This is a genomic window from Cryobacterium sp. RTC2.1 (genome assembly GCF_035018685.1).
Taxonomy (GTDB): Bacteria; Actinomycetota; Actinomycetes; order Actinomycetales; family Microbacteriaceae; genus Cryobacterium; species Cryobacterium glucosi.
The window spans coordinates 1-26,644 of the sequence record NZ_JASJXJ010000038.1 but is presented as its reverse complement, the minus strand read 5'-3'; the positions used below and the strand labels follow the sequence as shown (position 1 = coordinate 26,644).

Genomic DNA, 26,644 nt, shown 5'->3' with positions numbered 1-26,644 from the left:
GGCGGGGTGGCCGCTTCGGCTCGGGGTGAGACGGGTCAGGGCGTAAATCGGGTTAGAACTGCTCGGCCTCTGTGGAACCGACGAGGGCGAGCGTCGCGCTGTTGGGGTTGAGCGCGGTGGCGATCTTGTCGAAGTAGCCGGTGCCGACCTCCCGCTGGTGGCGGGTGGCGGTGTAGCCGTCTGCCTCGGAGGCGAATTCGGCCTCCTGGAGTTCGACGTATGCGCTCATCTGGCGTTCGGAGTAGTCCTTGGCCAGGGTGAACATCGAGTGGTTGAGGGCGTGGAAGCCGGCGAGGGTGATGAACTGGAAGGCGTAGCCTGCCTTCGCGAGCTCGCGCTGGAACGCCTCGATCTGGGCATCGTCGAGGTGCGACTTCCAGTTGAACGAGGGCGAGCAGTTGTATGCGAGCTTCTTGCCGGGGAACTGCGCGTGGATCTCGGCGGCGAAGCGCTGCGCGAGCTCGAGGTCGGGCTCCGAGCTCTCGACCCAGAGCAGGTCGGCGTACGGCGCGTATGCGAGACCGCGGGCGATGACGACGTCGATGCCGTTCTGGGTGTCGTAGAAGCCCTCCGCGGTGCGCCCGCCGGTGAGGAACTCCTGGTCGCGCTCGTCGATGTCGCTCGTGATGAGCGTGGCGGCGAGGGAGTCGGTGCGCGCGATGATGATCGTCGGCACGCCGGCGACATCCGCTGCGAGACGGGCGGCGTTCAGGGTGCGGATGTGCTGGCCGGTCGGGACGAGGACCTTGCCGCCCATGTGGCCGCACTTCTTCTCGCTCGCGAGCTGGTCTTCCCAGTGCACGCCGGCCGCTCCGGCCTCGATCATCGACTGCATGAGCTCGTAGGCGTTGAGCGGGCCGCCGAAGCCGGCCTCGGCGTCGGCGACGATCGGCGCGAGCCAGTCGATGCCGGTGCCGGTTCCGCCGTTCGCGGCTGCTTCGCTCGACTCGATCTGGTCGGCACGGAGCAGCGCGTTGTTGATGCGGCGCACGACCGAGGGGACAGAGTTCGCGGGGTAGAGCGACTGGTCGGGGTAGGTCTGGCCGGAGAGGTTGGCGTCGGCGGCGACCTGCCATCCGGAGAGGTAGATCGCCTTGAGGCCGGCGCGCACCTGCTGCACGGCCTGGTTGCCGGTGAGGGCGCCGAGGGCGCGCACCCACTCGGGGTTCTCCGCCGTGCCGTTCTGGTGGATGAGTTTCCAGAGGTTCTCGGCGCCGCGGCGGGCGAGAGTGCGGTCCTCGCGGACCGAGCCGCGAAGGCTGATGACATCCTCCGCGGTGTAGTCGCGGCGGATACCGTTCCAGCGTGCGTCGGCCGCCCACTCGAGGGCGAGTTCGGCGGCGGTCTGGGTCTGGTCGCCGGGGCGGGCTGCGTTCTCGGTCATGCTGTCTCCTTGGGTTTGCGTCATTGCTTGCCTGTGACACCTACTCTGCGGTGGTTGAGCGACCCGAACCCCTCCTGGAATGACAGAAGAAATGAAGTTCTTCTGCTTGCGTGAAGTTCTGCACCGTGTGAACATGGTGCGATGATCACCGCCGATCCCTCCCTGCGCACCGCCCTGTCCCAGCCGGAACCCGACGAGCACGGGATCGACGCCCTGACTCTCGGCCGGCGCATCCGTGAACTGCGGGGTTCCCGCAGGATGACCCTCGACACCCTCGCCGCCGCCGTCGGGCGGGCGCCGTCGCAGGTGTCGATGATCGAGAACGGCAAACGCGAGCCGCGCCTGTCGATGCTGCGCACGATCGCGACCGCGCTCGGCACGACCGTCGACGAGCTGCTCAAGACGGAGGCACCCTCGGAGCGTGCCGCCCTCGAGATCGCCGTGGAACGGGCCCAGCGGGGGCCGGTCTTCACCGCCCTCGGGCTGCCGCACATCCGGATTGGCCGGTCAACCAGCGATGAGGCGCTGCAGACGATCCTCACCCTGCACCACGAGATCGAGCGTCTGCACCGGGAGCGGGCGGCGACGCCAGAGGAGGCGCGGCGGGCCAACGCGGAACTGCGCGGCATCATGCGCGCGCGGGACAACTATTTCCCCGAGCTCGAGGCCCAGGCGGCCGGGCTGCTGGGCGCGGTCGGCCACCGGGGCGGGCCGGTGCCGCAGCGGGTCGTCGCCGACATGGCCGCGCACCTCGGCTATTCCCTGCACTACGTCGCGGACCTGCCGCACTCGACGCGATCGGTCACCGACAAGCGCAACGGCCGTATCTACCTGCCGATCGAGCAGAGCGCATCCCGGGACACTCGCTCGCCGATCCTCCAGGCCTTCGCGAGCGCACTCTGCGGGCACGAGGAGCCGACAAGTTATGCGGAATTTCTCCGGCAGCGGGTCGAGACCAACTACCTGACGGCGGCGATCCTGCTGCCGGAGGACGACGCCGTGAAACTTCTGACCGAGGCCAAGGCGCAGCGCAACATCTCGATGGAGGATCTCCGCGACGCCTTCGCGGTGTCCTACGAGACGGCCGCGCACCGGTTCACGAACCTCGCGACGGCCCGGCTCGGCATCCCGGTGCACTTCATGAAGGTGCACGAGTCCGGCACGATCATCAAGGCATACGAGAACGACTCAGTGCGGTTCCCGAGCGACGCCCTCGGCGCCGTCGAAGGGACGACGGTCTGCCGCAGCTGGACCGCCCGCACGGTCTTCGACGTCGCCGACCGGTTCAGCCCCTGGTACCAGTACACCGACACCCCGTCCGGCACCTTCTGGTGCACCTCCCGCATCGCGAAGGCGAAGGAGGGTGAGTACTCGGTGAGCGTCGGCGTGCCGTTCTCGGAGACGAAGTGGTTCCTCGGCCGCGAGACGAACAACCGGGCCGTCTCCCGTTGCCCGGACGAGAGCTGCTGCCGCAGCGCCCCCGACGAACTCGCCGAGCGCTGGGCGGGCCAGGCCTGGCCGGCCGCGCGTACCCCGACGAGCCTGCTCGCCGCCCTCCCGACCGGCACCTTCCCCGGCGTCGACCAGACCGAGGTCTACCAGTTCCTGGAATCCCACTCCCCCAGCCTCTGAGTCCCACCCCCTGAGCGGATGCCGCTGCACACCGAAGCGGGTGCCGATCGTCCTGCAGATCTCCACCCCGGCCCGGACGTTCCTTGGAATTCCGGGGTCGGGCATCCGGTCTTCCGGAATCTGCAGGAGCTATGCCACGGGGACGGTGTCGGGGACGCGGTGCAGGGCCTCGACGAGCGGGGCCAGTTCGGGTTTTGCCTCGGCCTCGGCGAGGGCTGTCGCGAGTGTGTCGTCGTAGAGGGGGCGGACATCCGCGAGCAGGGCCTGGCCGGTCGCGGTGAGCTCGGTGTAGATTCCGCGGCGGTCGTCGGCGCAGAGGATGCGGGTGAGCAGGCCGCGATCCTCGAGCCGGTTGACGAGCCGGGTCGTTGCGCTGCTGCTGAGCGCGGTCGCGCCGGCGAGCTGCTGCATCCGCATGTGCCAGCCGTGCTGGCGACTGAGCGCGTCGAGCACCGTGAACTCGATCACGGAGAGCTCGGCACCGCCCTGGAGCGCGCGCTCGAGGGCCGCCTCGATGAGGCCGTGCAGCGCGGCGAGCGTGCGCCAGCCCTGGGCGCGGATCTCGACGGCGTCGTCTTCGATGCCCATGGTCCACTCCGATTTCCGTCGACCTCGTCGACAAACTAGTTGCTTGCGCGTTTATCTAGCGTGTGCAAGTATTAATGACGCGCCTGCAACTAACAGCGTACGCAGTATGACCGCGTAAGTACAGTTTTCCGCCCCCCCAAGGAGTCTCCCGCATGCCCATTGGTCTTTTCGCCCTCGCCCTCGGAGGGTTCGGCATCGGACTCACCGAGTTCGTCATCATGGGCCTCCTGCCGGACCTCGCCTCCGATTTCGGCGTGAGCGAGGCGGCGGCCGGCTGGCTCATCTCCGGCTACGCCCTGAGCGTGGTCATCGGAGCACTCGGCCTCACCGCTGCCGTCACCCGGCTGCCACGCAAGCACGTGCTCATTGCGCTGATGGGGCTTTTCATCCTCGGCAACCTGATCTCGGCGCTCGCACCGACCTACCCGGTCATGATGCTCGGCCGCATCGTCGCCGCCCTCTGCCACGGTGCGTTCTTCGGCATTGGCTCGGTGCTCGCCGCCGACATGGTCGCCCCGACGAAGAAGGCGGGTGCCATCGCGATCATGTTCACGGGCCTCACCGTCGCGAACGTGCTCGGCGTGCCGTTCGGAACCCTCCTCGGCCAGAACCTCGGCTGGCGGGCGACCTTCTGGGCGATCACCGCGATCGGCGTGCTCGCCCTGGTCGGCATCGCGACGCTCGTGCCCGCGACCGCGCACGCCACGGCCGGCGCCGGCGGTCTCCGCGGCGAGCTCAGGGCCTTCCGCTCGAGCCAGGTCTGGCTCTCGATCGCCGTGACCGTGCTCGGCTACGGGGGCATGTTCGGCGCGTTCACCTACATCGCCTTCACCCTCACCGAGGTCAGCGGCTTCGCCGCCGCGAGCGTGCCCTGGCTACTCGTCCTCTTCGGGGTCGGCCTGTTCGTCGGCAACGTCCTCGGCGGCAAGGCGGCCGACCGTTCCGTCGACCGGACCCTCATCGTCGTCCTGGCGGCGCTCGCCGTCGTCCTCGTCGCCTTCGCGCTGACCGCGGGCAGCCAGGGCGCGACGATCGCCTCGCTCGTCCTCCTCGGCGGGTTCGGTTTCGCAACCGTCCCCGGCCTGCAGATGCGGGTGATGAGCTACGCGAGCGAGGCGCCCACGCTCGCCTCCGGCGCGAACATCGCCGCTTTCAACCTCGGCAACGCGCTCGGCGCCCTGCTCGGCGGTCTCACGATCAGCGCGGGCCTCGGCTACACCTCGCCGATCTGGGCCGGCGCGGTCGTCACCGTGGCCGGTCTCGCCGTCATGCTGGTCGCCGCAGCCCGCGCCCGCCGTTCCCGCCCGGCCGATCAGGCCTCGCGGGTGATCTCGACCGTGACGAAGAGCTGGGAGCCCGCTGAGCCTGCGTAGACGCCGCGGAGCGGCGGCACGTCGTTGTAGTCACGGCCGCGGCCGACGGAGACGTGCCGGTCACCGATCTCGATGAGGTTCGTCGGGTCGAATCCGCGCCACTCGCCGCAGAACCACTCGACCCAGGCGTGGGATTCGCCCGTGACGGTCTCGCCGACCTCGGCGTTCGGCTTCGGGTGCAGGTAGCCGGAGACGTACCGGGCCGGGATCCCGACCGAGCGCAGGGCTCCGAGGGCGATGTGCGTGATGTCCTGGCAGACCCCGCGCCGGTCGTTCCAGGCCTCCTCGGCGGTCGAGTGCACGCCCGTGACACCCTGGACGTACTGCATCTGGTCGCCGATCGCGGCACAGATCTCGTAGGCGGCCGAGCAGGAGCTCGTGTGGCGCGCGGCGATCTCGGCGGCGAGCGCCTCAACGTCCATCGGCGGTTTCGTCAGGCGGGTCTGCCGGGAGTGTTCGAAGAGCGTCGAGGTGCGCAGGGCGTCCGCGGCGAGGTCGACCCAGCTGTGTTCGTGGGTCTCGTGCTCGCGCGGCCGGACTTCGACGAGGCTGTTGGCGGTGAGGATCAGCTCGGAATGCGGCGTCAGCACCTCGAACGAGGAGACCCGGGTGCCCCAGTAGTCGGCGTAGTAGTGGTTGCCCGCCGCCGGGCTGATCTCGAGGTTCGAGAACAGCACGAACTGGTCGACCGAACTGACCGGCAGCATCCGCGCCTCGTTGTATGACGCGGCGACTTCGCCCTTGTAGCGGTACCCGGTCGTGTGCCGGATCCGGAGGCGGTTCACGAGGCTTCCCCTGTCCAGGTCGGAACGTTCCCCTTGGGGAAGTACCGGTTGCCGATGGCTTCGGAAGCGGTGCTCGTCGCGTCCTGGACGCGCATCATCTGCAGCGGCAGGTCGTTCAGGATGTCCATGATCGGTCGGTACTCCAGTTGGCTGCGGATCTGGCCGAGCACCCGCTGGGCCTGGCCGGTGACGCCGGCCCGGTCTGTGCGCGGCTCGAGGTCGCGGAGGCACTGTTCGGCGCGCGAAACGGAGAAGACGATGGACCGGGGGAACAACCGGTCCATCAGCAGGTATTCAGCGGCGTTCCGGGCAGAAGGCACTCCGCGGTAGGTGCGCAGGTAGGACTCGTACGCGCCGCAGGAACGCAGGATCGTCGTCCAGGACGGCCCGCTCGCCTCGGTCAGCGACCGGGTCGCGAGGAGGCGTGCCGTCATGTCGGCCTGCTCGAGGCTGCGCCCGAGGGTGAAGAAATGCCAGGCGTCGTCCCGGCTCGCACCGGCCTCGACGATCCCGACAGCGAGCGCGGCGCGTTCCCGCACCCACGCGAAGTAGTCGTGGGTCTTCTCACTCGCGACCTTGCGCGGCATCCGCGCGCTTGTCGTGTTGAGGCACTCCCAGAGTTCGGTCGGCACGATCTCCCGCGCACGACGGGCGTTCTCGCGTGCGGAGGTGATCGAGTACGCGATCGAAGCGGGATGCGTGCGGTCCATGGCGAGGGTGGCGAGAACGTCCTTGCGGGTCAGCTCTCCCTCATCGGGGACAGGGCTGCCCATCAGCTGGAGGAGCGACCGGCAGGCGAGGTTCTCCTCGATCCAGGGATCCTCGAGCAGAAGCTGGAGGTGCACGTCGAGGATGCGGGCGGTGCCGTCGCTGCGCTCGATGTACCGTCCGATCCAGAACAGGCTTTCTGCAATGCGACTCAACATTCCCGGTCCTCCTGCGCCGATGACTTCGATGCCGCCGGCGCCCCTGCGGACACCGGTTGCCTCCCCTGCTGCTGCTGTTGCTGCTCCTGCTGGTCGCTGTTGCCCAGCGGTTTGTCCTGCGGCGAGTGGTCGACGGGGTGCGTGCCAGCCGCCGTCGCCTGGGTGTTCGCGGCCTGGTCGGCCACGAGGCCCTGGATGTTGCGCGCGGAGGACTCGTGGTAGAAATCGGGTTCGAGCCCGATCACCCAGGTGTCCTTCGACCCGCCGCCCTGGCTCGAGTTGACGACGAGCTCACCCTCGGGGAGCGCGACGCGGGTCAGCCCGCCCGGCAGCACCCAGACATCCGTTCCGTCGTTCACGGCGAAGGGGCGCAGGTCGGCGTGGCGCGGCCTCATGCCGTCCTCGACGAGGGTCGGGATGGTCGAGAGCTGCACGACGGGTTGCGCGATCCAGCCGCGCGGGTCCCGCAGCAGCTGCTTCCGCAATGTCGCGAGTTCCGCCTTCGACGCAGCGGGCCCCACCACGAGGCCCTTGCCCCCCGACCCGTCGACGGGCTTGACCACGAGTTCGTCGAGCCGGTCGAGCACCTCTTCGAGCGCGAGGGGATCCTCGAGCCGCCAGGTGTCGACGTTCGGGATGATCGCGTCTTCGCCGAGGTAGTAGCGGATGAGATCGGGCAGGTAGGTGTAGACGAGCTTGTCGTCTGCAACACCGTTCCCGACCGCGTTGGCGATCGTGACGTTCCCGAGCCTGGCCGCCATCAGCATGCCGGGCGACCCGAGCTGGGAGTCCGCGCGGAACTGGAGCGGGTCGAGGAACTCGTCGTCGACCCGGCGGTAGATCACGTCGACCCGGGTGGGGCCCGCGGTCGTGCGCATCCAGACGCGCCCGCCCGAGCAGAACAGATCGCGGCCCTCGACGAGCTCGACGCCCATCAGCCGGGCGAGCAGGGTGTGCTCGAAGTAAGCGGAGTTGAAGACGCCCGGGGTGAGCACGACGACGTTGGGGTCGTCGACCCCGGCGGGGGCGGATGCCCTGAGCGCCTGAAGAAGCTTGTTCGGGTAGTCGCCGACCGGGCGCACCCGCATCGAGACGAAGAGTTCGGGGAGTGTCTGCGCCATCACGCGACGGTTGGAGATGACATAGCTCACGCCGCTGGGCACCCGGACGTTGTCCTCGAGTACCCGCCACGCGCCCTTTTCATCGCGGATCAGGTCGATGCCGGAGACCTGGATGCGCACGTTGTTTGCCGAGACGATGCCGGCGGCCTGCCGGTGGAAATGGTTCGACGAACTGATCAGGCTCGCCGGGATGACGCCGTCGTGCACGGCGGCCTGGGGCCCGTAGATATCGGCGAGGAACGCCTCGAGGGCGAGCACGCGCTGCTTGATGCCGGCCTCGACGGTGACCCACTCCGGTTGCTCGATCACCCGAGGAACGGCGTCGAGCGGGAACGGACGCTCTTCCCCGGCGAAGTCGAACGTGACGCCCTGGGCGAGGTAGGAACTCGCGAGCGCCGCCGTGCGGCCCCGCAGCTCCTCCTGGGTCATTCTGGCCAGGGCGCCGTAGACGTCCTTGTACGCTGCACGCGTTTCCGTCGGAGTGAGCGAGGACGGATCCGGGAACATCTCGTCCCAGGCGCTCGCTGACCCCGTCCGTTTCCGACTCTTCGTAGTGGCACCGTAGCCGGTGAACAGGTCAACCATGGTCGGAGCGTAGTCGCCTCATGTTGCGGGATTGTTTCGCCACACCGGCCGTTATTTATGTATGCAAAGTGACGAAATTTCGGGGAGCTGATTCGACATTCGCGGGAATTTGGCGGAAGATGTGGTCAAGATTGCATACAGCACTGGGAGACGCGATGATTGGCCCGGCCGTGACCCCTTTCCCCGATCCCGAGCTCGCCGTCGCGGCGACCGGAGCCGGGAAACCGGCCGCCGCCGATCACCCGGACGAGGATCCCGTGCCTTCGCACGCCTTCCGGGCGAGTTCCGTGCTCGACGTGCGCGGGCTCGGCGTCTCGTCGGCGACAACGACACTTGCCCCGGTGGATGCGATCACCCTGTCGGTCTCCCACGGCGAGTCCCTGGGCCTTGTCGGAACCGTGGCCGCCGGCGCGATCTCGGTGGCGCTCGCGATCGCGGGAGAACTCCCGGAGGGCGCCGCGATCGCGGCGGGCTCGATCCTCGTGGAGGGCGTGGAACTGGTCGGACCCGGTCGCGGCCCGGCGGCACGCCTGCTCGGCACCGTGATCGGTTACCTGCCCGCCGACCCGCTCAGCAGTTTCGACCGCACCCGGTCGGTGAGGAACCAGCTCGCCGGCGCCCTCCGAAAACGCATCGGCGTCACCCCGGACGTCGCGAAGCGGCACATCGTCGACCTGCTCGACCTGGTCGGTGTCGTCGATCCGGCCGCCAGGGCCCGGCAGTATCCGCAGGACCTCGACCCCGTCGTCCTCCACCGAGTGGTCCTGGCCGCCGTCCTCTCCGGCGACCCGGCCCTCGTCATCGCGGTCTCCCCCGGTGCGGGCCTGGAGCCGGACGCCCGGGCCGCGCACGCCACCCTGCTGCGCGACCTCTGGCACGCGAAGGAGTTCGCGCTCCTCGTCGCATCGACCGATTTCGAGATCGTCGCGGAGACCTGTGACCGGGTCGCGGTGGTCGAGGACGGCCGGATCGCCCTGCAGGGGTCTGTGGCCGAGATCCGGAATGCGCGCTACGGCGTGAAGTCGGCCAGGTCGGCCAGGTCGGCCGCGTCGATCGCCTCCGCGTCAAGCGGATTGGCGTCAGCGGGCTGAGCGGCGCCAGGCGTGACGGCGGAAGCGTCGCCCTGGTCCCAGCTCTGCACCGAATTGCGTGCGGCCAGGATGTGCGACCGCATGGACGTCGAGGCCCAGAGCGCGTCGTGCGAGCGGAGGGCGGCCAGGATGTCGCGGTGATGGTGATTGCTCACCGCGCGGAAAGATCCGCTGTCGCGCCGGAAGGCCTTTGCCATCAGTGGCACCCGGCCGACGGAGACGGTCAGGCGGGTGAGCTGGGCGTTCGCGGCGGCGGTGACGATGATGCGGTGGAACTCGGCGTTGAGTTCGCCGAGCCGGGAGATCCCGGCGTCGTCCTTCGCGAGCACGACGTCGTCCATCAGGGTGATCAGTTCGGCGAGACGGTCGAGGTCGCCGTCGGAGATCCGCACCGCGGCGAGGCCTGCCGCGCGGCTCTCGAGCATGGCCCGCAAGTAGTAGGTCTCGCGCATCTGCTCGGTCGTCCAGGCGATGACCGTCGCGCCCTTGTTCGGCACGAACTCGACGAGGCCGGTCTCGTCGAGCCTCCGCAGAGCTTCGCGGATCGGGGTGCGGCTGACGCCGAGTTCCTCGGCGAGCGCCTGCTCGCGCAGGGTGGCGTTACCCGGGATCTCACCGGAGAGGATGCGTCCGCGCAGGTAAGCGAATGCGGCCTGTCCGCCTGTTACCGACACTATTTCCACCCGATGTCCTTGTCGCCACGTACGCGTGTTTCAACTATGACACACGGCGTTCCGGCGACGACGGCGCGAAGGGCCGGGCGGGCCCGCCCGCCGCGAAGTGGGGGTACGGCCGTAAACGACCCGCCGGTGCCCTGGCCGGGTCAGAACGCCGGCATCCCCGTGAGAGCGCGACCGATCACGAGCTGGTGGATCTCGTCCGTGCCCTCGTAGGTGCGGACGGACTCGAGGTTGGCGAGGTGACGCATCACCGGGAATTCGTTCGTCACCCCGTCGCCGCCGAGGATCGACCGGGCGAGGCCGGCGATCCGGATGGCCTCGCGCACGCTGTTGAGCTTGCCGACGCTGATCTGGGCCGGGGAGAGGGTGCCGCGTTCCTTCAGCCGCCCGAGGTGCAGGGCGAGGAGGACGCCCTTCTCGTACTCGACGAGCATGTCGGCAAGTTTGGCCTGGGTGAGCTGCATGGCCCCGATCGGGCGGCCGAACACCTCACGACTGCGCGACCGGGCGATCGCAGCGTCGAGGCAGCTCCTGGCGGCCCCCATCGCGCCCCAGACGATGCCGAATCTCGCCTCGTTCAGGCAACTGAACGGGCCGGAGAGCCCCGTGGCGCCGGGGAGGACGGCATCGGCGGGCAGGCGCACCCCGTCGAGGGTGACGTCGCACTGGATGGACGCGCGCATCGAGAGCTTGCCAGCGATCGGTGTCGCGGTGAACCCCGCCGTCCCGGTGGGAACGAGGAATCCGCGCACCCCGGCATCCGTCTGCGCCCACACCACTGCGACGTCGGCGACACTCGCGAGGCCGATCCAGCGCTTCGTGCCCGTGAGCACCCAGTCGTCGCCGTCGCGCGTGGCGGTCGTTCGCATCGCGGCGGGGTCGCTGCCGCCGGTCGGTTCGGTGAGGGCGAAGCAGCCGATGAGGGAGCCGGCGGCCATGCCGGGCAGCCAGAGCTGCTTCTGGTCCTCAGTCCCGTACTTGTGGATCGCCGACATGGCGAGCGAGCCCTGCACAGAGACCAGGGTGCGCCAGCCGCTGTCGGCGGCCTCGAGTTCGAGGCAGACGAGGCCGTAGCTCACGGCGCTCGCGCCCGCGCAGCCGTAGCCGTAGCCCTCGAGGTGCATTCCGAGGAAGCCGGCCGCGCCGAGTTCGGGGACGAGTTCGGCGCGGAAGAACCGGTCCTCGAAGTCCTGCTCGATCGTGGGCAGGATGCGGTTGGTCGCGAACGCGCGGGCCTTGCGCGACCAGACGACCTCTTCTGGAGCGAGGAGGTCGTCGAGATCGAAGACCGAGTCGACGAGGGGGCTGGCGACGAGTGGGGTGGGGCGGCCTGATGCGGTCACGAGAGGTCCTGTTCGGTTCGGCGGAGCGCGGTGGGTGGTGCGGGAGTGGGCCTGAATGCGGGTGCGGGGACGGGTGCCGGTGCCGGCTCCGCCGAAGCGGCCGCGCCGAGGGCGCTGTGAGCGTCCGGCCCGAGCCAGTCGGCCCCTGCGTGTTCGCCGAGCCGGGGCGGAGGCAGCAGGTAGCCGGCCGGACGGTCGCCGAGGTGGATCGGATTGGCGACCTGCCGGCTGACGCGCCGCGGGTCCGAACCCGACACGAGCTCGACGACGGACGCGGTTCCGAGACCCTCGGCGAAGGCGAAGGCCTCGCTGATCGAGTTGACGAGTCCGGCTGGCACCCCGGCATCCGTGAGCGTGTCGACCCAGTGCGCCGCGGGATGGGCACGAAGGAGGGCTTCGAGGGCGGGCCGGAGGTCGGCGCGGTGCCGCACCCGGTCGGCGTTGCCGAGGAATCGCGGGTCGGTCGCGAGGCCGGGTGCGCCGAGGAGGCGCACGAGCGTGCGGAACTGGGAATCGGTGCCGACGGCGATCACGAGGTCGCGGTCGGATGCCGCGAAGAGCTCGTACGGGGCGATGCTCGGGTGGGCGTTGCCGAGGCGCGCCGGAGAGTGCCCGGTTGCGAGGGTGCCCGCCGCCTGGTTGGTGAGCGCCGAGAGCAGGGTCGTCAGGAGGTCGACTTCGACGCGCCCTCCGGAGGCCCCGCCCGGGCCGGTGGCCTCGGCCGCGCCGGCATCGCCCCGGGAATCGCGTTCGCGGAGCGCGAGCAGGATGCCGCTGAGCGCGTTGAGTCCGGCGAGCACGTCCACGAGGGCGACGCCGACTTTGCTCGGCTCCCCATCGACCGGGCCGGTCACGCTCATCAGCCCACCGACGGCCTGCACGAGGAGGTCGTAGCCGGGGAGCCGGGCACCGGCACCGGCACCGAAGCCCGTGATCGAGCAGTAGACGACGCCGGGGTTCGCGGCGCGCACGGCCTCGTAGCCGAGGCCGAACCGCTCCATCACGCCGGGCCGGAAGTTCTCGACCACGACATCCGCCGTGGTCGCGAGGCGCCAGGCCGCCGCCCGTCCCTCGACGGTGCCGAGGTCGCAGACGACCGAACGCTTGTTGCGGTTGACCGCACCGAAATAGGTGGACGCGCCCTGGGCATCCGTGGGCGGCAACCACTGCCGGGTGTCGTCCCCGGCCGGGCTCTCGATCTTGATCACGTCGGCGCCGAAGTCGGCGAGCATCATCGTGGCATACGGCCCGGCGAGCACGCGCGAGAAATCGGCGACCCTCAGCCGGGGTGCGCGGGCCGACGGTTCGTGCGGCATCAGCTCACCTCGGTCCCCATCGACGCGTCCGGCCGGCAACATCGACGGGACTCAGTTGTGATCCTATACCGAATGTTTTCGGTTCCGGCACCCGTCCGACAGTTCCCAGCATGCCACCGTCGGCTACATTGAAGTCTATGGAGGCACAGCTGCGACCCGGCGCCCGGGAGGCGATCTTCGCCCAGCTCATCGAGGCCGGCCGCGCCGAGCAGGTTGCCCGTCGCCTGACCGATGCCATCATCCTCGGCGTCCTCACGGCGGGCGAACGCCTGCCGAGCGAGCAGGAGCTCGCCCGCCGTTTCGGTGTCGCCCTGATCACGGTCCGCGAGGGCCTCGTGATCCTGCGCGAGACCGGCCTCGTCGAGACCCGTCGCGGCCGCGGTGGCGGCAGTTTCGTGATCCAGGCGGATGCCCCGGACGAGACGCTCCTGCACACCCGGCTCCGCGGCGTCGCCCACGTCGAGCTCTCGGACCTCGCGGTCTACTTCTCCACGATCATCGAAGGCTGCGCGGAACGGGCCGCGCTCCGCGCGGCACCGCACGATGCCGATCGGCTCTCCGAGTGGCTCGCCCAGGCCGACTGGGACCGCGACGCGGGCGCCCGCGCCAATGCAGGCGGCTTCTACCTCGAACTCGCGGTACTCAGCCAGTCGGCCCGGCTCGTGCGCGAACAGGTCCGGCTGCAGGCCGAGTTCGGCCCGCTCCTCCTGCTCGGGCTCGCAGACGCGTCGATGCGCGCCAGTGTCGCTGCCTGCAACAAGGACATCGTCGCGGCGATCCGGAGTGGCGACGGCCCGCACGCCCGCACCCTCGTCGCCGGGCAGGTGCGCGACCTCGCCGAGTGGCTGCATGCCGCGAAGACCAGGATCGAACGGGGAGGAACGCTCCATGCGGCATCCGCTGTCAGCGCCTGAAACACCGGTCGTGACGCCGGCCCCCCTCGCTCCCCAGGCCTGCGCCGCCGCCGTCAGCGCCGCGGTCGCCGACGTGTTCACGGTGCTCGAGGACTGGCGGGACCGGGTCGCCGCAGCGGTCCCGCTCACGACGACGACCGAACTCGACGCCCTCGTGGAGACGCTCGTCCTGCCGGCCCTCCTCGGCGAGGCCGAACCGGCCGCACACCGGGACGCGGCACAGCACGGCACGGCACAGCACGGCACGGCACAGCACGGCACGGCACAGCACGGCACGGCACAGCAAGGCACGGCACAGCACGGCACGGCACAGCACGGCACGGCACCGCACGGCACGGCACCGCACGGCGCCCCGGCCCTCCTGGTCGGCGCCGGCTTCATCGCGACAGCGGACTACCGGCCAGGCCGCCCCGCGCATTTCGCCTGGTGGCTCGGCCCGCTCGCGTCGAACCCCCTGCTCGGCACGACGCTCTCCCCCACCCGGCTCGACCTCGCGGCGCGGGTGCACACCGAATACCTGCGCGACTTCCGCGGCCTGGAGTGGTACCGGGTGCCGGAAGCCACCGGGCGGGCGCACGTCACGGGTCCGTACGTCGACCACCTGTGCACCTTCGATTTCATCGTGACCCTCACCCTCCCCGTGCAGGTCGACGGCGGCACGGTCGGCGTGATCGGGGCCGACGTGTCGGTCACCCGTCTCGAGCAGGCCCTGCTTCCGGTCCTGCTCGGACTCAGCGCGCCCGCCGCCCTCGTCAACGCGGTCGGCCGCGTCATGATCTCGACGGAGGCCACGCTCGCCGCGGGCGACATCGTGCCGAACCCGGGGCATCCGCTCACCGGCTATGACCGGGTGCCCTGCCCCGGGATTCCCTTCGATGTGATCGTCCGGCGCCCACCGGAATAAAAGATTGCATTTGGGATGATTTAGGGTATCGTCGGCCTCTGGGGAACTCCGCCCCGGGCGCCGCGGCCCTGGCCAGCGCCGACCAGACGCTTGGGAAAGGCCTGCGCATGTCCATCCGTGAACTCCGTAACTTCGTCAACGGGCAGTACGTCGCCTCCGCAGCGAGCGAGCAGCTCGACATCGTGAACCCCGCAACCGAGGAGGTCTACGCGCGCACCCCCGTGTCGACAGAAGCGGATGTCGCGTCCGCGTACTCCGCAGCGGCGACCGCCTTCGAGACGTGGGGCGAGACCACGCCCGGCGAACGCCAGCTCGCCCTGCTGAAGTTCGCCGATGCCCTGTCCGAGCGTGCGGAGGAGATCGCGGACGTCGAGAGCGAGAACACCGGCAAGCCGCGTGCCGGCCTCGTCGGCGACGAGGTCGACGTCATGATCGACCAGGTGCGCTTCTTCGCCGGCGCCGCCCGCGTGCTCGAGGGCAAGTCAGCCGGCGAGTACCTGAAGGACCACACCTCGTTCATCCGGCGGGAGCCGATCGGCGTGATCGGGCAGGTCACCCCGTGGAACTACCCGATGATGATGGCGATCTGGAAGATCGCCCCCGCCCTCGCTGCCGGAAACGCCGTCGTGCTGAAGCCCTCGGACTCGACACCCGTCTCGACGCTCCTCCTCGCCGAGATCGCCGCGGAGTTCTTCCCGGCCGGCGTCTTCAACGTCGTCATGGGCGACCGCACGACGGGCCGCGCCCTCGTCGCCGACCGGATCCCGCAGATGGTGTCGATCACCGGTTCCGTACGGGCCGGCATGGAGGTCGCGGGCACCGCGGCGCTCGACGTCAAGCGCGTGCACCTCGAACTCGGCGGCAAGGCCCCGGTGATCGTGTTCGACGACGCCGACATCGACGCCGCCGTCGAGGGCATCGCGACGGCCGCGTTCTACAACGGCGGCCAGGACTGCACCGCCGCCACCCGGGTCCTCGTCCAGGCCGGAATCCACGACGAGTTCGTTGCAGCACTCGCGGCGTACGCCCGGGTGAACGCGAGGACCGGCGGCCCGCGCGAGGACGGCATCCTCTTCGGCGCCCTCTCGAGCGCCGACCAGCTCGCCCGCGTGCAGGGCGTCATCGCGGGCCTGCCCGACCACGCGAACATCGCGCTCGGCGGGCACCGCCAGGGCGACCTCGGCTACTTCCATGAGGCGACGATCGTCTCTAACCTGCGGCAGGGCGACGACGCGGTGCAGAACGAGATCTTCGGACCGGTCATCACGGCCCAGAAGTTCACCGACGAGGCCGAGGCGCTCGCCTGGGCGAACGACGTGCAGTACGGCCTGGCCTCCTCGGTCTGGACCAAGGACCACGCGCGCGCGATGCGGATGGCCAAGCGCCTCGATTTCGGCTGCGTCTGGATCAACACGCACATCCCGCTCGTCGCCGAGATGCCGCACGGCGGCTTCAAGCACTCCGGCTACGGCAAGGACCTCTCGATGTACGGCCTCGAGGACTACACCCGCATCAAGCACGTGATGAGCTACATCGGCTGATCCACCCCTTTCGGGGCAAACATCCGGTTCTATAGCTTTCTCGCAATGGTGTCACTATGGTGGGCACACACAGCCTGCCGACGACGTCAGGATGCACCGCAGCCGAAAGGTCATGATGAGCGCAGATCAGCCCGGAAAGACGCCCGCCGCGAGGGGAATCGGTGACCAGGAGCACCTCAGGGTGCTCGGGTACGAGGATTCCTTCCACCGTTCGATGTCGCTGTGGGCCAACTTCGCCCTCGGCTTCACCTACCTCTCGCCGCTCGTCGGCGTGTACTCCCTCTTCGCGCTCGCCCTCAGCACGGGCGGGCCGCCCTCGATCTTCTGGATCCTGATCGTGGGCGCCGGCCAGCTGCTCGTCGCCCTCGTCTTCGGCGAGGTCGTCTCGCAGTACCCGATCGCCGGCGGGATCTACCCGTGGACCCGCCGGCTCTGGGGCAAGCGATACGCCTGGATGGCCGCCTGGGTCTACGTCTGGGCGATGCTCGTCACGATCACCGCCGTCGCCGAGTTCGGCAGCGGCTTCCTCGGCAGCCTGATCGACGCGCCGGTCACGAAGGAGGTCACGCTTGGCCTCTCGGTACTGTTCCTGCTGGTCGCCTTCGCGTTCAACTTCTCTGGCACGAAGATGCTCGGCCGGGTCGCCAGGATCGGCCTCGGCGCTGAGCTCATCGGCGTGATCGGGCTCGGGCTCTACCTGCTGATCTTCCAGCGCAAGCAGGAGTTCAGCGTCTTCTTCAGCACGATGGGCGTCGAGGGCGACGGCAACTACGCCGTCGCGTTCCTCGGTGCGGCACTCGCCGGACTGTTCCTGTTCTACGGCTTCGAAGCCTGCGGGGACGTGGCCGAGGAGGTCGCGAACCCGGCCAGGGGCATCCCGAGGGCCATGATCCTGACCATCCTCGTCGGCGGGGTCTCCGCGCTGTTCTCCTTCGGCGGCTACGTGATGGCGGCACCCGACCTGCAGGCGGTGGTCGACGGCAACGACATCGACCCGATCCCGGCGATCCTCGAGGCCTCGCTCGGAACCGTCGGCGCCAAGCTCTTCCTGGTCGTCGCGATCACGGCGTTCCTGTCCTGCGTGCTGAGCCTGCAGGCCGCGGCCAGCCGGTTGATGTTCTCCTTCGCCCGCGACGGGATGATCCCCGGCCACGCCTGGCTGTCCAAGGTGAGTCCGCGCACCGCCGTCCCGGTGAACGCGCTCATCGTCGCCTGCTCGATCCCGCTCGCGCTCTGCCTGCTGATCTACGCGGGCGGCAGCCTCACCCAGATCACGGCATTCGCGGTGATCGGCATCTACGTGGCGTTCCAGTCCGTCGTGCTCGCGGCGCTCCGCCAGAGGATCAAGGGCTGGCGTCCGGCCGGTCCGTTCAACCTCGGCAGGGCCGGCTTCGTCGTCAACGTGGTCGCCCTCGCCTACGGTGTCTTCGCGATGGTGTTGCTGGCGCTGCCCGGCAAGACGGGGGTCTTCCTCGACGACTGGATCGTGCTGATCGGGCTGGCGGTCGTGATGGGCGCGGGCCTGCTCTACCTGTTCATCGCGAAGCCGCACACGAATTCGCACCAGCCGGAGGGTGATGCGATCGCGGTCGCGGCGCTGCTCCGCGCACATCCGGGCAATGCTGCACCCGGAGTCGTCGATCCGGGGAAGCCGCGCCCGACATCCGTCTCTGACTGACCGTCGCCAGGACGAGACGGGTACGACGAAGGGCCCGTCTTGCGACGGGCCCTTCGTTGTGGTGCTGGTGCCGGTGCTTAGATGGCGTTGACGTCGAGCGGGATGCCGGGACCGAAGGTCGTCGAGACGGCGCCCTTCATGACGTAGCGGCCCTTGGACGAGCTCGGCTTGAGGCGGACGATCTCCTCGAGTGCTGCCGTGATGTTCTCGTTCAGCTGCTCGGCGGTGAAGGATGCCTTGCCGACGACGAACTGCACGTTGGCGTGCTTGTCGACGCGGAACGCGATCTTGCCGCCCTTGATGTCGTTGACGGCGCGGGCGACGTCGGTCGTGACCGTTCCGGTCTTCGGGTTCGGCATGAGGCCACGCGGGCCGAGGACCTTACCGAGACGACCGACCTTGCCCATGAGCTCCGGGGTCGAAACCGCGGAGTCGAAGGCGGTGTAACCGGCGGCGACCTTCTCGATGAGCTCGTCGCCACCGACCTCGTCGGCGCCGGCAGCGATGGCTGCCTCGGCCGCGGGGCCGGTTGCGAAGACGATGACGCGCGACACGCGGCCGGTACCGTGAGGAAGAATAACGGTTCCGCGGACCATCTGGTCAGCCTTGCGCGGGTCGACGCCGAGCTTCAATGCGACCTCGATGGTCGAGTTGAAGTTCGCGGAGCCGGTCTCACGCGCGAGCGTGACGGCCTCGGTGGGGGTGTAGAACTTGTCGGCCTCGATCTTCTCGGCCGCGGCCCGGTAGGCCTTTGACTTCTGTGCCATGTGAATCTCCTGAATATAAAGATTTGAGAGTGTGGTGCGAGCCTGGCCGGCTCTTCCACGTACTGCTGGTGGCGGATGCCTGGTTGAGGTTAGGCCTCGACCGTAACGCCCATGGAGCGTGCGGTGCCGGCGATGATCTTCGCGGCGGCGTCGATGTCGTTGGCGTTGAGGTCAACCATCTTCGCTTCGGCGATCTCGCGGACCTGCGCCTGGGTGAGCTTGGCCACCTTGACGGTGTGCGGGGTTCCGCTGCCCTTGGTGACGCCGGCGGCCTTCTTGATGAGCTCCGCTGCGGGCGGGGTCTTCAGGATGAACGTGAAGGAACGGTCGTCGTACACGGTGATCTCAACCGGGATGACGTTGCCGCGCTGGGATTCGGTCTGGGCGTTGTATGCCTTGCAGAATTCCATGATGTTCACGCCGTGCTGGCCCAGTGCCGGCCCGATGGGCGGTGCGGGGTTTGCGGCGCCGGCCTTGATCTGAAGCTTGATCAGACCAGTAACCTTCTTCTTCGGTGCCATGATTCTTCCTTCTTTTATGATGACGAGCTGCCGTGAGGCAACTCTCCCGGTGGCCCGGACGGGCCCCGGTGGTGGGGAAACTTACTAAAGCTTGGTGACCTGGTCGAAGCTGAGCTCGACCGGGGTCTCACGCTCGAACAGGGAGACGAGGACGATGAGCTTGCCGCTCTCCGCCTTGATCTCACTGATCGTGCCGGGCAGGCCCGCGAACGAGCCTTCCTTGATCGTGATGGTCTCGCCGATTTCGTAGTCGATCTCGGCGGGAAGTGCGCGGGTCGCGATCTTGCCGTGCGTGCCCGCGCCCTTGGCGGACGGCACGTCCTGGATCTCGACGAGGCTCTTCAGCATGCCGAAGGCCTCCTCGAAGCGCAGCGGCGTCGGGTTGTGCGCGTTGCCGACGAAGCCGGTGACACCCGGCGTGTGCCGGACGACGGACCAGCTGTCCTCGTTGAGGTCCATGCGGACGAGCACGTATCCGGGGATACGCACGCGGGTGACCATCTTGCGCTGGCCGTTCTTGATCTCGACGACGTCTTCCATCGGAACCTCGACCTGGTAGATGAAATCTTCCATGGCCATCGACTGCTTGCGGTTCTCGATGTTCGACTTCACGCGACGCTCGAAGCCGGCGTAGGAGTGGATGACGAACCACTTGCCGGGCTGGAAGCGGAGTTCCTTGCGGAACTCGGCGTATGGGTCTTCGTCGACGGGCTCAGCGGATGCGTCAGCAGCGTCGGCCGCATCGGCTTCTGCATCGGCCGTGTCCGCGCCGCCGTCGACATCTTCCTCGTCGTCGACGGCTTCGGCGGCAGCCTCGGCCTCGTCGACGGAGTCGATGTCCAGGGCGTCGTCGACCTCCGAGTCGGCTGCGGGGTCGACCGCGCCGGCGAGGGCGTCGAGGGCGGCGTCGAGGTTGTCTTCAACGCCGACGCTGGGGTCGAAGACGTGGACGGCTACCTGTTCGGCGGCCTCCACGGACTCTTCCTCCGCTTCGTGGACGTTGCCTTCCTGTGCTTCGTCGTCGTCAGACGCCTGCTCGGCGGCGGTGGCCCAGTCGGCGTCGTCGTGATTCGTCTCAGTCACTAAATCTCAATCCTTATGTAGTGCGCGGGCACGAAGACGTGTCCCGCTCAGCGTTGCCGTGAATCCTGGCCGTGCGGTCAGCCGCCTTGGCGGCGGCCGGTCAGCCGCTTGGTGTTCCGAAGACGTACGTGACGACGAGTGCGAACACCCAGTCGAGGGCGGAAACGAGCGCCATCATGATCGCTACGAAGACCAGCACGACAGCCGTGTAACTCAGCAGTTCCTTGCGGGTCGGCGTGACAACCTTGCGAAGCTCCGCCATCACCTGCTTCAGGAACAGGGACATCCGTGCGAACGGACCGCGTTTGCCGTCGCGAGCGAGTCGTGCGTCTGCGACGATTTCCTCACTGGGTTCGTCGACAACTTTTCGGGCCACCTGTTACACCTTTCATGGGCCGACGGAAATGCCACCGACTTGCAGGGCGGACAGGACTCGAACCTGCAACCTGCGGTTTTGGAGACCGCTGCTCTACCAATTGAGCCACCACCCTATGCAGCCGGATCGCCATGCGAACTCACACCACCCCCCGAAAAATACTCGAGAAAAAGGCGCAAAAAAGCATGGCAGATTTCAACTACCTCGATCAAGTCTAGGTCACACCGGCACGACTGTAAAGCTGGGGCCGCCGGGGCGGATGCTGGCCGCGCGGGTGCGGCCACCGTATGCTCGTTCTGTGGCTCACGAACTCAAGCGAATCTCTACCCGGATCGGCTCCATCGCGGAATCGGCGACCCTCAAGGTCGACAGCAAAGCCAAGGCCCTGCAGGCGGCCGGTCGACCGGTGATCAGCTTTGCGGCGGGTGAGCCGGACTTCCCGACGCCCGCGCACATCGTCGAGGCGGCGCTTCTCGCCGTGCGCGACCCGAAGAACCACAAGTACACGCCGGCCGCGGGTCTTCCCGACCTGCGCGAGGCCGTCGCGGCGAAGACGCTCCGCGACTCCGGCCTCGCAGTCTCCCCCGCCCAGGTGGTCATCACCAACGGCGGCAAGCAGGCCGTCTACCAGGCCTTCGCAACCCTGCTCGACCCGGGCGACGAGGTCATCGTGCCGACCCCGTACTGGACCACGTATCCGGAGTCGATCCGGCTCGCCGGCGGCGTCCAGGTCGACGTCTTCGCCGGAAGCGACCAGGGCTACCTCGTCACGGTCGAGCAGCTCGAGGCCGCCCGCACCGAGCGCACCAAGGTGCTGCTCTTCGTTTCGCCCTCCAACCCGACCGGCGCGGTCTACTCTCCGGAGCAGACCAAGGCGATCGGCGAGTGGGCGGAGGAGCACGGCCTCTGGGTCATCACCGACGAGATCTACCAGAACCTCACCTATGACGGCGTGCGCGCGGTCTCGATCGTCGAAGCCGTTCCGGCCCTCGCCGACCGCACCATCCTCGTCAACGGCGTCGCGAAGACGTACGCGATGACCGGCTGGCGCCTCGGCTGGATGGTCGGCCCGCTCGATGCCATCAAGGCGGCGGCGAACCTGCAGTCGCACCTCACCTCGAACGTGTCCAACGTGTCGCAGCGCGCCGCGATCGCCGCGCTCACCGGCCCGCAGGACGACGCGATCGCGATGCGGGAGGCCTTCGACCGGCGCCGCAGGCTCATCGTCTACGAGATGAACAAGATTCCCGGCATGGTCACGCCGACGCCGCAGGGCGCGTTCTACGTCTACCCGAACGTGACCGGGCTGCTCGGCCGCACCTGGGGCGGCGTCACGCCGACGACCTCCCTCGAGCTCGCCGACCTGATCCTCGACCAGGCCGAGGTCGCCGCTGTTCCCGGCGAAGCGTTCGGCCCGAGCGGGTACCTGCGCTTCTCATACGCGCTCGGCGACGACCAACTGCTTGAGGGCATCCGCCGCCTGCAGCGCCTCTTCGCCTGACGTCGCAGCCGACCCTGGCATCCACCGACCGGTGGATGCCAGGGTCGGCCGGGCGGACGCTTACGTTCCCGGGCCTCTGGTGGGATTCTTTCGGTATGAAGACCACAACTCCCGCGAGCAGCTCAGACCCCGTCGTGCGCGTGCGCGACCTGCACAAGTCCTACGGCGCGTTCGAGGCCGTCGCAGGCATCAGCTTCGACATCCGGCCAGGGGAGACCTTCGCGCTCCTCGGCCCGAACGGCGCAGGCAAGAGCACGGTCATCGAGATCCTCGAGGGCTACCGCGATCGCACGAGCGGTGAGGTGAGCGTGCTCGGCACCGACCCGCAGCACGGCGGCCTCGACTGGAAGGCCAGGCTCGGCATCGTGCTGCAGTCGACCGGCGAGAGCGGCAACGTCACGGTCGCCGAGCAGCTCGCGCACTTCGCGAGCCTCTACCCGAAACCCCGGCGGGTGGCGGAGGTGATCACGGCCGTCGGCCTCGAGGACAAGGCGAAGACCCGCATCAGCCGACTGTCCGGCGGGCAGCGCCGGCGGGTGGATGTCGCGCTCGGCATCATCGGCCGGCCCGAACTGCTCTTCCTCGACGAACCGACCACGGGGTTCGACCCCGAGGCACGTCACCAGTTCTGGGACCTCGTGCGCAGCCTGAAGGCGGAGGGCACCACGATCCTGCTCACGACCCACTACCTCGACGAGGCCGCCCAGCTCGGCGACCGCGCCGGGGTGATCACCGGGGGCCGCCTGATCGACATCGGCGCGATCAACGAGATCGGCGGGGCAGAGGCCCGGGTGCCGCTGGTCCGCTGGCGGGATGCCGCAGGGCAGGCCCACGAGATCCGCACGGACCAGCCTGGCCGGGTCGTCGCCGAACTCGTCGCTGCGGGCGGCACTGCGGGCGGCGCGGAACCGGCCGAACTCGAGGTGATCCGCCCGAGCCTCGAGGACGTCTACCTCGGTCTCGTGCGCGAGAACCGCGCGGAATCCGCTGCGGCGGCGTCCGCTGGTTCAGCTTCTGCTTTTGCTTCTGACGACAGCACGGAGGTGCTCGCATGACCGCGATCGACACGACTGCCGGGACCGGCAGCATCCGCTCGGCCCGCCACGGTGTGCTGAGGCTCGGCCTCGCCCGGGTGTATTACGAAGCGCGTATGTACTTCCGCACCCCGGACAGCGTGTTCTTCACGTTCCTGTTCCCGTTCATCATGCTCGCGATCTTCACGGCCGCCTTCGGCTCGGCCGGCAACATTGGCAGCGCGCCCGATGGCAGCGGCGGCGTCAGTGTCGGCGCGTATTACCTTCCGGGCATGCTCGCGGCGGGGATGCTGCTCTCCGGGGTGCAGAACCTCGCGGTCGACATCGCAGGCGAGAAGAGCGACGGCACTCTCAAACGGCTCGGCGGCACCCCGCTGTCCCCGCTGAGCTACTTCATCGGGAAGATCGGGCAGGTGCTCGTCACCGGCACGATTCAGGCGGCCCTGCTGATCCTCGTCGCGCGGTTCGTGCTCGACATCGCCCTGCCGACCGACCCGGCCAAGTGGTTGACCTTCGCCTGGGTCTTCCTGTTCGGTGTGATCGCCTGCGCGTTCCTCGGCATCGCGCTCTCGGCGCTGCCGCGCTCCGGCAAGAGCGCGACCGCCGTCGTGATCCCGATCGTGCTGATCCTGCAGTTCATCTCGGGCGTCTACCTGCAGTTCTACGTGCTGCCCGACTGGATGCAGAACGTCGCGAGCCTGTTCCCGCTCAAGTGGATGGCGCAGGGGATGCGCTCGGTGTTCCTGCCGGACAGCTTCGCGAGCCTCGAGCAGAACGGGGTCTGGGACCTCCCCCTCGTCGCGCTCAACCTCGGTATCTGGCTCGTGGTCGGGCTCGTGCTCAGCAGGGTGACGTTCCGCTGGATCCGCAAGGACAGCTGAACCGATGTTCCCCGGTCACGGCGAGCGTGGGAGGCTGGGCGCATGAGGATTCCGGCCATGACGACCCTGCGCTGGTGGGACGTCGCCGTCGGCGGGTCACTGCTGCTGATGGGGGTGCTCGCGGCCGCCGACCAGTACCGGTACGGGCACGAGCTGTCGCGGATCGGCGCGCTCGCGACGCTCGTCGCGATCGGCATCGGCTATGTCGGTTTCGGACGGCGCGCGATCGCCTGCCCGACCGGACGGACCGGTTCGGTCGCACTGGCCGCGACCGTCTTCCGCGGAGTGCTGATCGTCGGCGTGGGCGTCGCAGCGGCGTTCAATCCGAGTCTGGCGACGCTCCAGGCGATCGCCTTCCCGCTGCTCTGGACGCTCACCGATTCCTTCCTCGTCTCCGTCGCCCTGAGTGCGCTCCTCGCGGCATCGGCGGGGGCGGGTCTCTGGCTGGGCATCGGCGGCACTCCCGCGGCCCTCGGGCAGGCGTATGCCACCGAAGGGATCTCCTTCGTGTTCGCGATCGCGATGGGCGCCTGGATCACCCGCATCGCCCGCGACGGCAGCACCCAACGGCGTCTCTACGAGGAACTCAGCCTCGCCCAGGACGAACTCGCCGCCCTGCACAGGGACGCCGGGAGCGCGGCCGAACGGGAACGCCTCGCCAGGGAGATCCACGACACCATCGCCCAGAGCCTGACGAGCCTCGTGATGCTCGCGCAGCGCGCGGGGAGCGAGCTCGGGCCGGACAGCGGGGCGAGGCCCACCGTCGAGCTCATCGAAGACACCGCCCGGCAGGCCCTGACCGAGGCGCGCAGCCTCGTCGCGGCGATGTCGCCCGTGCGGGTCGGAGATTCGACCCTGGCCGAGACCCTGCGCCGCCTCGCCGGGCGCTTCGAACGCGAGACCGGCATCCAGGTGCGGGTGATCCTCGCCGACACCGGGCTCGACGGGCTCGACCGGGAAAACGAGGTCGTGCTGCTCCGCTGCGCCCAGGAAGGCCTCGCGAACGTGCGCAAGCACTCCCGCGCGGGGGCGGCATCCGTTCGTCTCGAACACGTCGGCACGGATGCCGTCCTCACCGTGACCGACGACGGTCGCGGTCTCGGCGCCTATGCTCCCGCCCAGGAGAACGGGTTCGGCCTCTCGGGGATGCGCGACCGGCTCGCCCTCGTCGGTGGCCGGCTCACGGTCGGCGCCGGTGAGCGCGGCGGCACCGTACTGCGGGTGACCGTGCCGGCGGCGGAAGCCGGGCACCCCACGATCTCCGTCGAATCGGCGAGGCACGAGCGATGATCCGCGTCATCGTGGCCGACGACCACCCGATCGTGCGCGGCGGTATCGCGCTCCTGCTCGACGGCGCCGGCGACATCGAGGTCGTCGGGCAGGCAGGGAACGGCGAGGAGGCCGTCGCGCTCGCGGCCGCGCTCAACCCCGACCTCGTGCTGATGGACCTGCGGATGCCGCTGCTCGACGGCGTCGCGGCGACCGCGCTCATCGTCGCGGCGAACGAGCGGACCCGGGTGCTGGTCCTCACGACGTACGAGAGCGACGACCAGATCCTCGCGGCCATCGCGGCCGGAGCGAGCGGGTACCTGCTCAAGGCCGCGCCCCAGGCGGAGATCATCGAGGGCGTGCGCTCGGTCGCGCGCGGCCAGACCGCGCTCGCACCGTCGATCGCGGCGATGCTCGTACACCGGGTGCGCACGGATGCCGCGCCGGCTCCGCGCCTGTCTGCCCGCGAACTCGACGTGCTCCGGCTTGTGTCGGCCGGCGAGAGCAACCCGCAGATCGGCCGGTCCCTGTTCATCAGCGAGGCGACCGTCAAGACGCACCTGCTGCACGCCTTCGAGAAGCTCGCGGTGAGCGACCGGACCCGCGCCGTGACCCGGGCGATGGAACTCGGGCTGCTGTAGCCCGGTCTCCGCCGCCTGCTTGGCTCGGCAGTGGGGCTAGAGCAGCTTGCGCTCGAGCGCCCAGGCGGTGAGTTCGTAACGGGAGGAGAGCTGCAGTTTGCGGAGCACCGCTGAGACGTGCGTCTCGACGGTCTTCGGCGAGATGAACAGGCTCCCGGCTACCTCCTTGTAGGTGTAGCCGCGGGCGATCAGCCGCATGACCTCCTGCTCCCGCGCGGAGAGGCGGTCGAGTTCTTCCGTCGTCTCTGCGGTCTCACCGGCGACCGCGCCGAACGCGTCGAGCACGAACCCCGCGAGCCGGGGCGAGAACACGGCGTCGCCGTCGGCGACCCGGCGGGCGGCCTCGGAGACCTCGGCCCCCGATGAGCTCTTGGTGATGTAGCCGCGGGCCCCCGCCCGGATCACCCGGACCACGTCGTCGGCGGCGTCGGAGACGCTCAGCGCGAGGAACAGGGTGTGCGGCGCCCGGTGCGCGGCGTCGTGGATGACCTCGCTGCCGCCGCCACCGCGCCCGCCGGGCAGATGCACGTCGAGCAGCACCACCCGCGGCTGCAGTGCGACCACGAGCGCGATCGCCTCGTCGACCGTCGCGGCCTCACCGAGCACGCGGATGTCCGCGTCCAGTTCGGCGCGCAGGCCCGAGCGGAAGATCGAGTGGTCGTCGACGATCACGACGGGGAGACCGGCGGTCGAGGCGGGCAGGGTGGGCA

At 69.1% G+C, this 26,644-nt stretch carries 25 protein-coding genes and 1 tRNA gene; 12 read left to right on the top strand and 14 right to left on the bottom strand.

Annotation, left to right across the window (positions count from 1 at the left end; genetic code table 11):
• Nucleotides 1–52 precede the first annotated feature (52 nt).
• A complete protein-coding gene (aceA, locus tag QN357_RS07155; protein WP_134558065.1) occupies nt 53–1,384 on the bottom strand; it encodes an isocitrate lyase in 1,332 nt (443 codons plus the stop codon).
• A 141-nt stretch (nt 1,385–1,525) separates the two neighbouring features.
• Between aceA and QN357_RS07150 the strand changes: the two genes are divergently transcribed.
• Nucleotides 1,526–3,016 carry a helix-turn-helix transcriptional regulator gene (locus tag QN357_RS07150; RefSeq protein WP_134446713.1) on the top strand — a complete coding sequence of 497 codons (1,491 nt, stop codon included), beginning with the start codon at nt 1,526–1,528 and terminating at the stop codon, nt 3,014–3,016.
• 129 nt (nt 3,017–3,145) lie between these two features.
• Here the strand turns inward: QN357_RS07150 and QN357_RS07145 are convergent, their stop codons facing one another.
• Nucleotides 3,146–3,604, bottom strand: coding sequence for a MarR family winged helix-turn-helix transcriptional regulator (locus QN357_RS07145; protein ID WP_134446712.1), 459 nt, complete (start codon nt 3,602–3,604; stop codon nt 3,146–3,148).
• Between the two features lie 152 nt (nt 3,605–3,756).
• Here QN357_RS07145 and QN357_RS07140 point away from each other — a divergent pair, with 152 nt between their 5' ends.
• The gene (locus QN357_RS07140; protein ID WP_134446710.1) at nt 3,757–4,977 is read left to right on the top strand and encodes an MFS transporter; all 1,221 of its coding nucleotides are present in this window, start codon (nt 3,757–3,759) and stop codon (nt 4,975–4,977) included.
• On the opposite strand, the gene QN357_RS07135 is transcribed toward QN357_RS07140, so the two are convergent.
• Genes QN357_RS07135 through QN357_RS07125 form a run of 3 tightly spaced genes read right to left on the bottom strand, consistent with a single transcriptional unit; the run spans nt 4,917 to nt 8,394 of the window.
• Entirely contained in the window at nt 4,917–5,762 is an 846-nt protein-coding gene (locus QN357_RS07135; RefSeq protein WP_134446709.1) for a transglutaminase family protein, read from the bottom strand. The two genes, QN357_RS07140 and QN357_RS07135, sit on opposite strands and share 61 nt — an antisense overlap.
• The gene (locus QN357_RS07130; protein ID WP_134446707.1) at nt 5,759–6,688 is read right to left on the bottom strand and encodes an alpha-E domain-containing protein; all 930 of its coding nucleotides are present in this window, start codon (nt 6,686–6,688) and stop codon (nt 5,759–5,761) included. Before QN357_RS07130 ends, QN357_RS07135 begins: the two co-directional genes overlap by 4 nt.
• Nucleotides 6,682–8,394, bottom strand: a complete 1,713-nt coding sequence (locus QN357_RS07125) for a circularly permuted type 2 ATP-grasp protein (protein ID WP_134446705.1) — start codon at nt 8,392–8,394, stop codon at nt 6,682–6,684. Before QN357_RS07125 ends, QN357_RS07130 begins: the two co-directional genes overlap by 7 nt.
• Nucleotides 8,395–8,564: 170 nt before the next feature.
• Here QN357_RS07125 and QN357_RS07120 point away from each other — a divergent pair, with 170 nt between their 5' ends.
• Entirely contained in the window at nt 8,565–9,485 is a 921-nt protein-coding gene (locus QN357_RS07120) for an ATP-binding cassette domain-containing protein (protein ID WP_166791060.1), read from the top strand.
• Here the strand turns inward: QN357_RS07120 and QN357_RS07115 are convergent.
• The 3 genes from QN357_RS07115 to QN357_RS07105 form a co-directional block, all read right to left on the bottom strand.
• Nucleotides 9,404–10,168, bottom strand: a complete 765-nt coding sequence (locus QN357_RS07115; protein ID WP_134446701.1) for a GntR family transcriptional regulator — start codon at nt 10,166–10,168, stop codon at nt 9,404–9,406. The genes QN357_RS07120 and QN357_RS07115 overlap by 82 nt on opposite strands.
• Before the next feature lie 140 nt (nt 10,169–10,308).
• Nucleotides 10,309–11,508, bottom strand: a complete 1,200-nt coding sequence (locus tag QN357_RS07110; protein ID WP_323504709.1) for an acyl-CoA dehydrogenase family protein — start codon at nt 11,506–11,508, stop codon at nt 10,309–10,311.
• Nucleotides 11,505–12,824, bottom strand: a complete 1,320-nt coding sequence (locus tag QN357_RS07105; RefSeq protein WP_323504708.1) for a CoA transferase — start codon at nt 12,822–12,824, stop codon at nt 11,505–11,507. Before QN357_RS07105 ends, QN357_RS07110 begins: the two co-directional genes overlap by 4 nt.
• A 137-nt stretch (nt 12,825–12,961) precedes the next feature.
• Between QN357_RS07105 and QN357_RS07100 the strand changes: the two genes are divergently transcribed.
• The 4 genes from QN357_RS07100 to QN357_RS07085 all read left to right on the top strand — a co-directional run bounded on the left by QN357_RS07100 (nt 12,962) and on the right by QN357_RS07085 (nt 17,861).
• A complete protein-coding gene (locus QN357_RS07100; protein WP_323504707.1) occupies nt 12,962–13,738 on the top strand; it encodes a FadR/GntR family transcriptional regulator in 777 nt (258 codons plus the stop codon).
• A 10-nt stretch (nt 13,739–13,748) separates the two neighbouring features.
• Entirely contained in the window at nt 13,749–14,642 is an 894-nt protein-coding gene (locus QN357_RS07095; protein ID WP_323504706.1) for a hypothetical protein, read from the top strand.
• A gap of 107 nt (nt 14,643–14,749) precedes the next feature.
• Nucleotides 14,750–16,183, top strand: a complete 1,434-nt coding sequence (locus QN357_RS07090; RefSeq protein ID WP_134446691.1) for an aminobutyraldehyde dehydrogenase — start codon at nt 14,750–14,752, stop codon at nt 16,181–16,183.
• 112 nt (nt 16,184–16,295) lie between these two features.
• Entirely contained in the window at nt 16,296–17,861 is a 1,566-nt protein-coding gene (locus tag QN357_RS07085; RefSeq protein WP_241984976.1) for an APC family permease, read from the top strand.
• 77 nt (nt 17,862–17,938) lie between these two features.
• Here QN357_RS07085 and rplA read toward each other — a convergent pair whose 3' ends face one another.
• The 5 genes from rplA to QN357_RS07060 all read right to left on the bottom strand — a co-directional run bounded on the left by rplA (nt 17,939) and on the right by QN357_RS07060 (nt 20,723).
• On the bottom strand, nt 17,939–18,628 hold the full coding sequence (gene rplA / locus QN357_RS07080; protein WP_134446689.1) for a 50S ribosomal protein L1: 690 nt from the start codon (nt 18,626–18,628) through the stop codon (nt 17,939–17,941).
• Nucleotides 18,629–18,717: 89 nt separating this feature from the next.
• Nucleotides 18,718–19,149, bottom strand: a complete 432-nt coding sequence (rplK, locus tag QN357_RS07075) for a 50S ribosomal protein L11 (RefSeq protein WP_134446687.1) — start codon at nt 19,147–19,149, stop codon at nt 18,718–18,720.
• 84 nt (nt 19,150–19,233) lie between these two features.
• Nucleotides 19,234–20,232, bottom strand: coding sequence for a transcription termination/antitermination protein NusG (gene nusG / locus QN357_RS07070; protein WP_134446685.1), 999 nt, complete (start codon nt 20,230–20,232; stop codon nt 19,234–19,236).
• A 100-nt stretch (nt 20,233–20,332) separates the two neighbouring features.
• The gene (gene secE, locus QN357_RS07065; protein ID WP_134446683.1) at nt 20,333–20,608 is read right to left on the bottom strand and encodes a preprotein translocase subunit SecE; all 276 of its coding nucleotides are present in this window, start codon (nt 20,606–20,608) and stop codon (nt 20,333–20,335) included.
• Nucleotides 20,609–20,650: 42 nt separating this feature from the next.
• A tRNA-Trp gene (locus QN357_RS07060) sits at nt 20,651–20,723 on the bottom strand.
• A 183-nt stretch (nt 20,724–20,906) separates the two neighbouring features.
• Here QN357_RS07060 and QN357_RS07055 point away from each other — a divergent pair.
• The 5 genes from QN357_RS07055 to QN357_RS07035 all read left to right on the top strand — a co-directional run bounded on the left by QN357_RS07055 (nt 20,907) and on the right by QN357_RS07035 (nt 25,934).
• Nucleotides 20,907–22,109, top strand: a complete 1,203-nt coding sequence (locus tag QN357_RS07055) for a pyridoxal phosphate-dependent aminotransferase (RefSeq protein WP_323504705.1) — start codon at nt 20,907–20,909, stop codon at nt 22,107–22,109.
• Nucleotides 22,110–22,204: 95 nt separating this feature from the next.
• Entirely contained in the window at nt 22,205–23,164 is a 960-nt protein-coding gene (locus QN357_RS07050; protein WP_323504704.1) for an ABC transporter ATP-binding protein, read from the top strand.
• Nucleotides 23,161–24,024: an ABC transporter permease gene (locus QN357_RS07045; RefSeq protein ID WP_134446677.1), complete on the top strand. Its 864-nt coding sequence runs from the start codon at nt 23,161–23,163 to the stop codon at nt 24,022–24,024. Before QN357_RS07050 ends, QN357_RS07045 begins: the two co-directional genes overlap by 4 nt.
• Before the next feature lie 42 nt (nt 24,025–24,066).
• Entirely contained in the window at nt 24,067–25,314 is a 1,248-nt protein-coding gene (locus QN357_RS07040) for a sensor histidine kinase (protein ID WP_134446675.1), read from the top strand.
• Nucleotides 25,311–25,934 carry a response regulator transcription factor gene (locus QN357_RS07035; protein ID WP_323504703.1) on the top strand — a complete coding sequence of 208 codons (624 nt, stop codon included), beginning with the start codon at nt 25,311–25,313 and terminating at the stop codon, nt 25,932–25,934. The genes QN357_RS07040 and QN357_RS07035 overlap by 4 nt, the downstream gene beginning before the upstream one ends.
• 36 nt (nt 25,935–25,970) lie before the next feature.
• Here QN357_RS07035 and QN357_RS07030 read toward each other — a convergent pair whose 3' ends face one another.
• Nucleotides 25,971–26,636, bottom strand: a complete 666-nt coding sequence (locus QN357_RS07030; protein ID WP_323504710.1) for a response regulator transcription factor — start codon at nt 26,634–26,636, stop codon at nt 25,971–25,973.
• Nucleotides 26,637–26,644: the final 8 nt, after the last annotated feature.

Excerpts from the sequence above, each read along its gene's own strand:
- QN357_RS07145 (WP_134446712.1), bottom strand. The coding sequence starts at position 3,604 with ATGGGCATCGAAGACGACGCCGTCGAGATCCGCGCCCAGGGCTGGCGC.
- QN357_RS07140 (WP_134446710.1), top strand. The coding sequence starts at position 3,757 with ATGCCCATTGGTCTTTTCGCCCTCGCCCTCGGAGGGTTCGGCATCGGA.
- QN357_RS07085 (WP_241984976.1), top strand. The coding sequence starts at position 16,296 with ATGATGAGCGCAGATCAGCCCGGAAAGACGCCCGCCGCGAGGGGAATC.
- QN357_RS07050 (WP_323504704.1), top strand. The coding sequence starts at position 22,205 with ATGAAGACCACAACTCCCGCGAGCAGCTCAGACCCCGTCGTGCGCGTG.
- QN357_RS07040 (WP_134446675.1), top strand. The coding sequence starts at position 24,067 with ATGAGGATTCCGGCCATGACGACCCTGCGCTGGTGGGACGTCGCCGTC.
- aceA (WP_134558065.1), bottom strand. The coding sequence starts at position 1,384 with ATGACCGAGAACGCAGCCCGCCCCGGCGACCAGACCCAGACCGCCGCC.
- QN357_RS07090 (WP_134446691.1), top strand. The coding sequence starts at position 14,750 with ATGTCCATCCGTGAACTCCGTAACTTCGTCAACGGGCAGTACGTCGCC.
- rplK (WP_134446687.1), bottom strand. The coding sequence starts at position 19,149 with ATGGCACCGAAGAAGAAGGTTACTGGTCTGATCAAGCTTCAGATCAAG.
- QN357_RS07035 (WP_323504703.1), top strand. The coding sequence starts at position 25,311 with ATGATCCGCGTCATCGTGGCCGACGACCACCCGATCGTGCGCGGCGGT.
- QN357_RS07100 (WP_323504707.1), top strand. The coding sequence starts at position 12,962 with ATGGAGGCACAGCTGCGACCCGGCGCCCGGGAGGCGATCTTCGCCCAG.
- QN357_RS07130 (WP_134446707.1), bottom strand. The coding sequence starts at position 6,688 with ATGTTGAGTCGCATTGCAGAAAGCCTGTTCTGGATCGGACGGTACATC.
- QN357_RS07045 (WP_134446677.1), top strand. The coding sequence starts at position 23,161 with ATGACCGCGATCGACACGACTGCCGGGACCGGCAGCATCCGCTCGGCC.
- QN357_RS07150 (WP_134446713.1), top strand. The coding sequence starts at position 1,526 with ATGATCACCGCCGATCCCTCCCTGCGCACCGCCCTGTCCCAGCCGGAA.
- rplA (WP_134446689.1), bottom strand. The coding sequence starts at position 18,628 with ATGGCACAGAAGTCAAAGGCCTACCGGGCCGCGGCCGAGAAGATCGAG.
- QN357_RS07125 (WP_134446705.1), bottom strand. The coding sequence starts at position 8,394 with ATGGTTGACCTGTTCACCGGCTACGGTGCCACTACGAAGAGTCGGAAA.
- QN357_RS07105 (WP_323504708.1), bottom strand. The coding sequence starts at position 12,824 with ATGCCGCACGAACCGTCGGCCCGCGCACCCCGGCTGAGGGTCGCCGAT.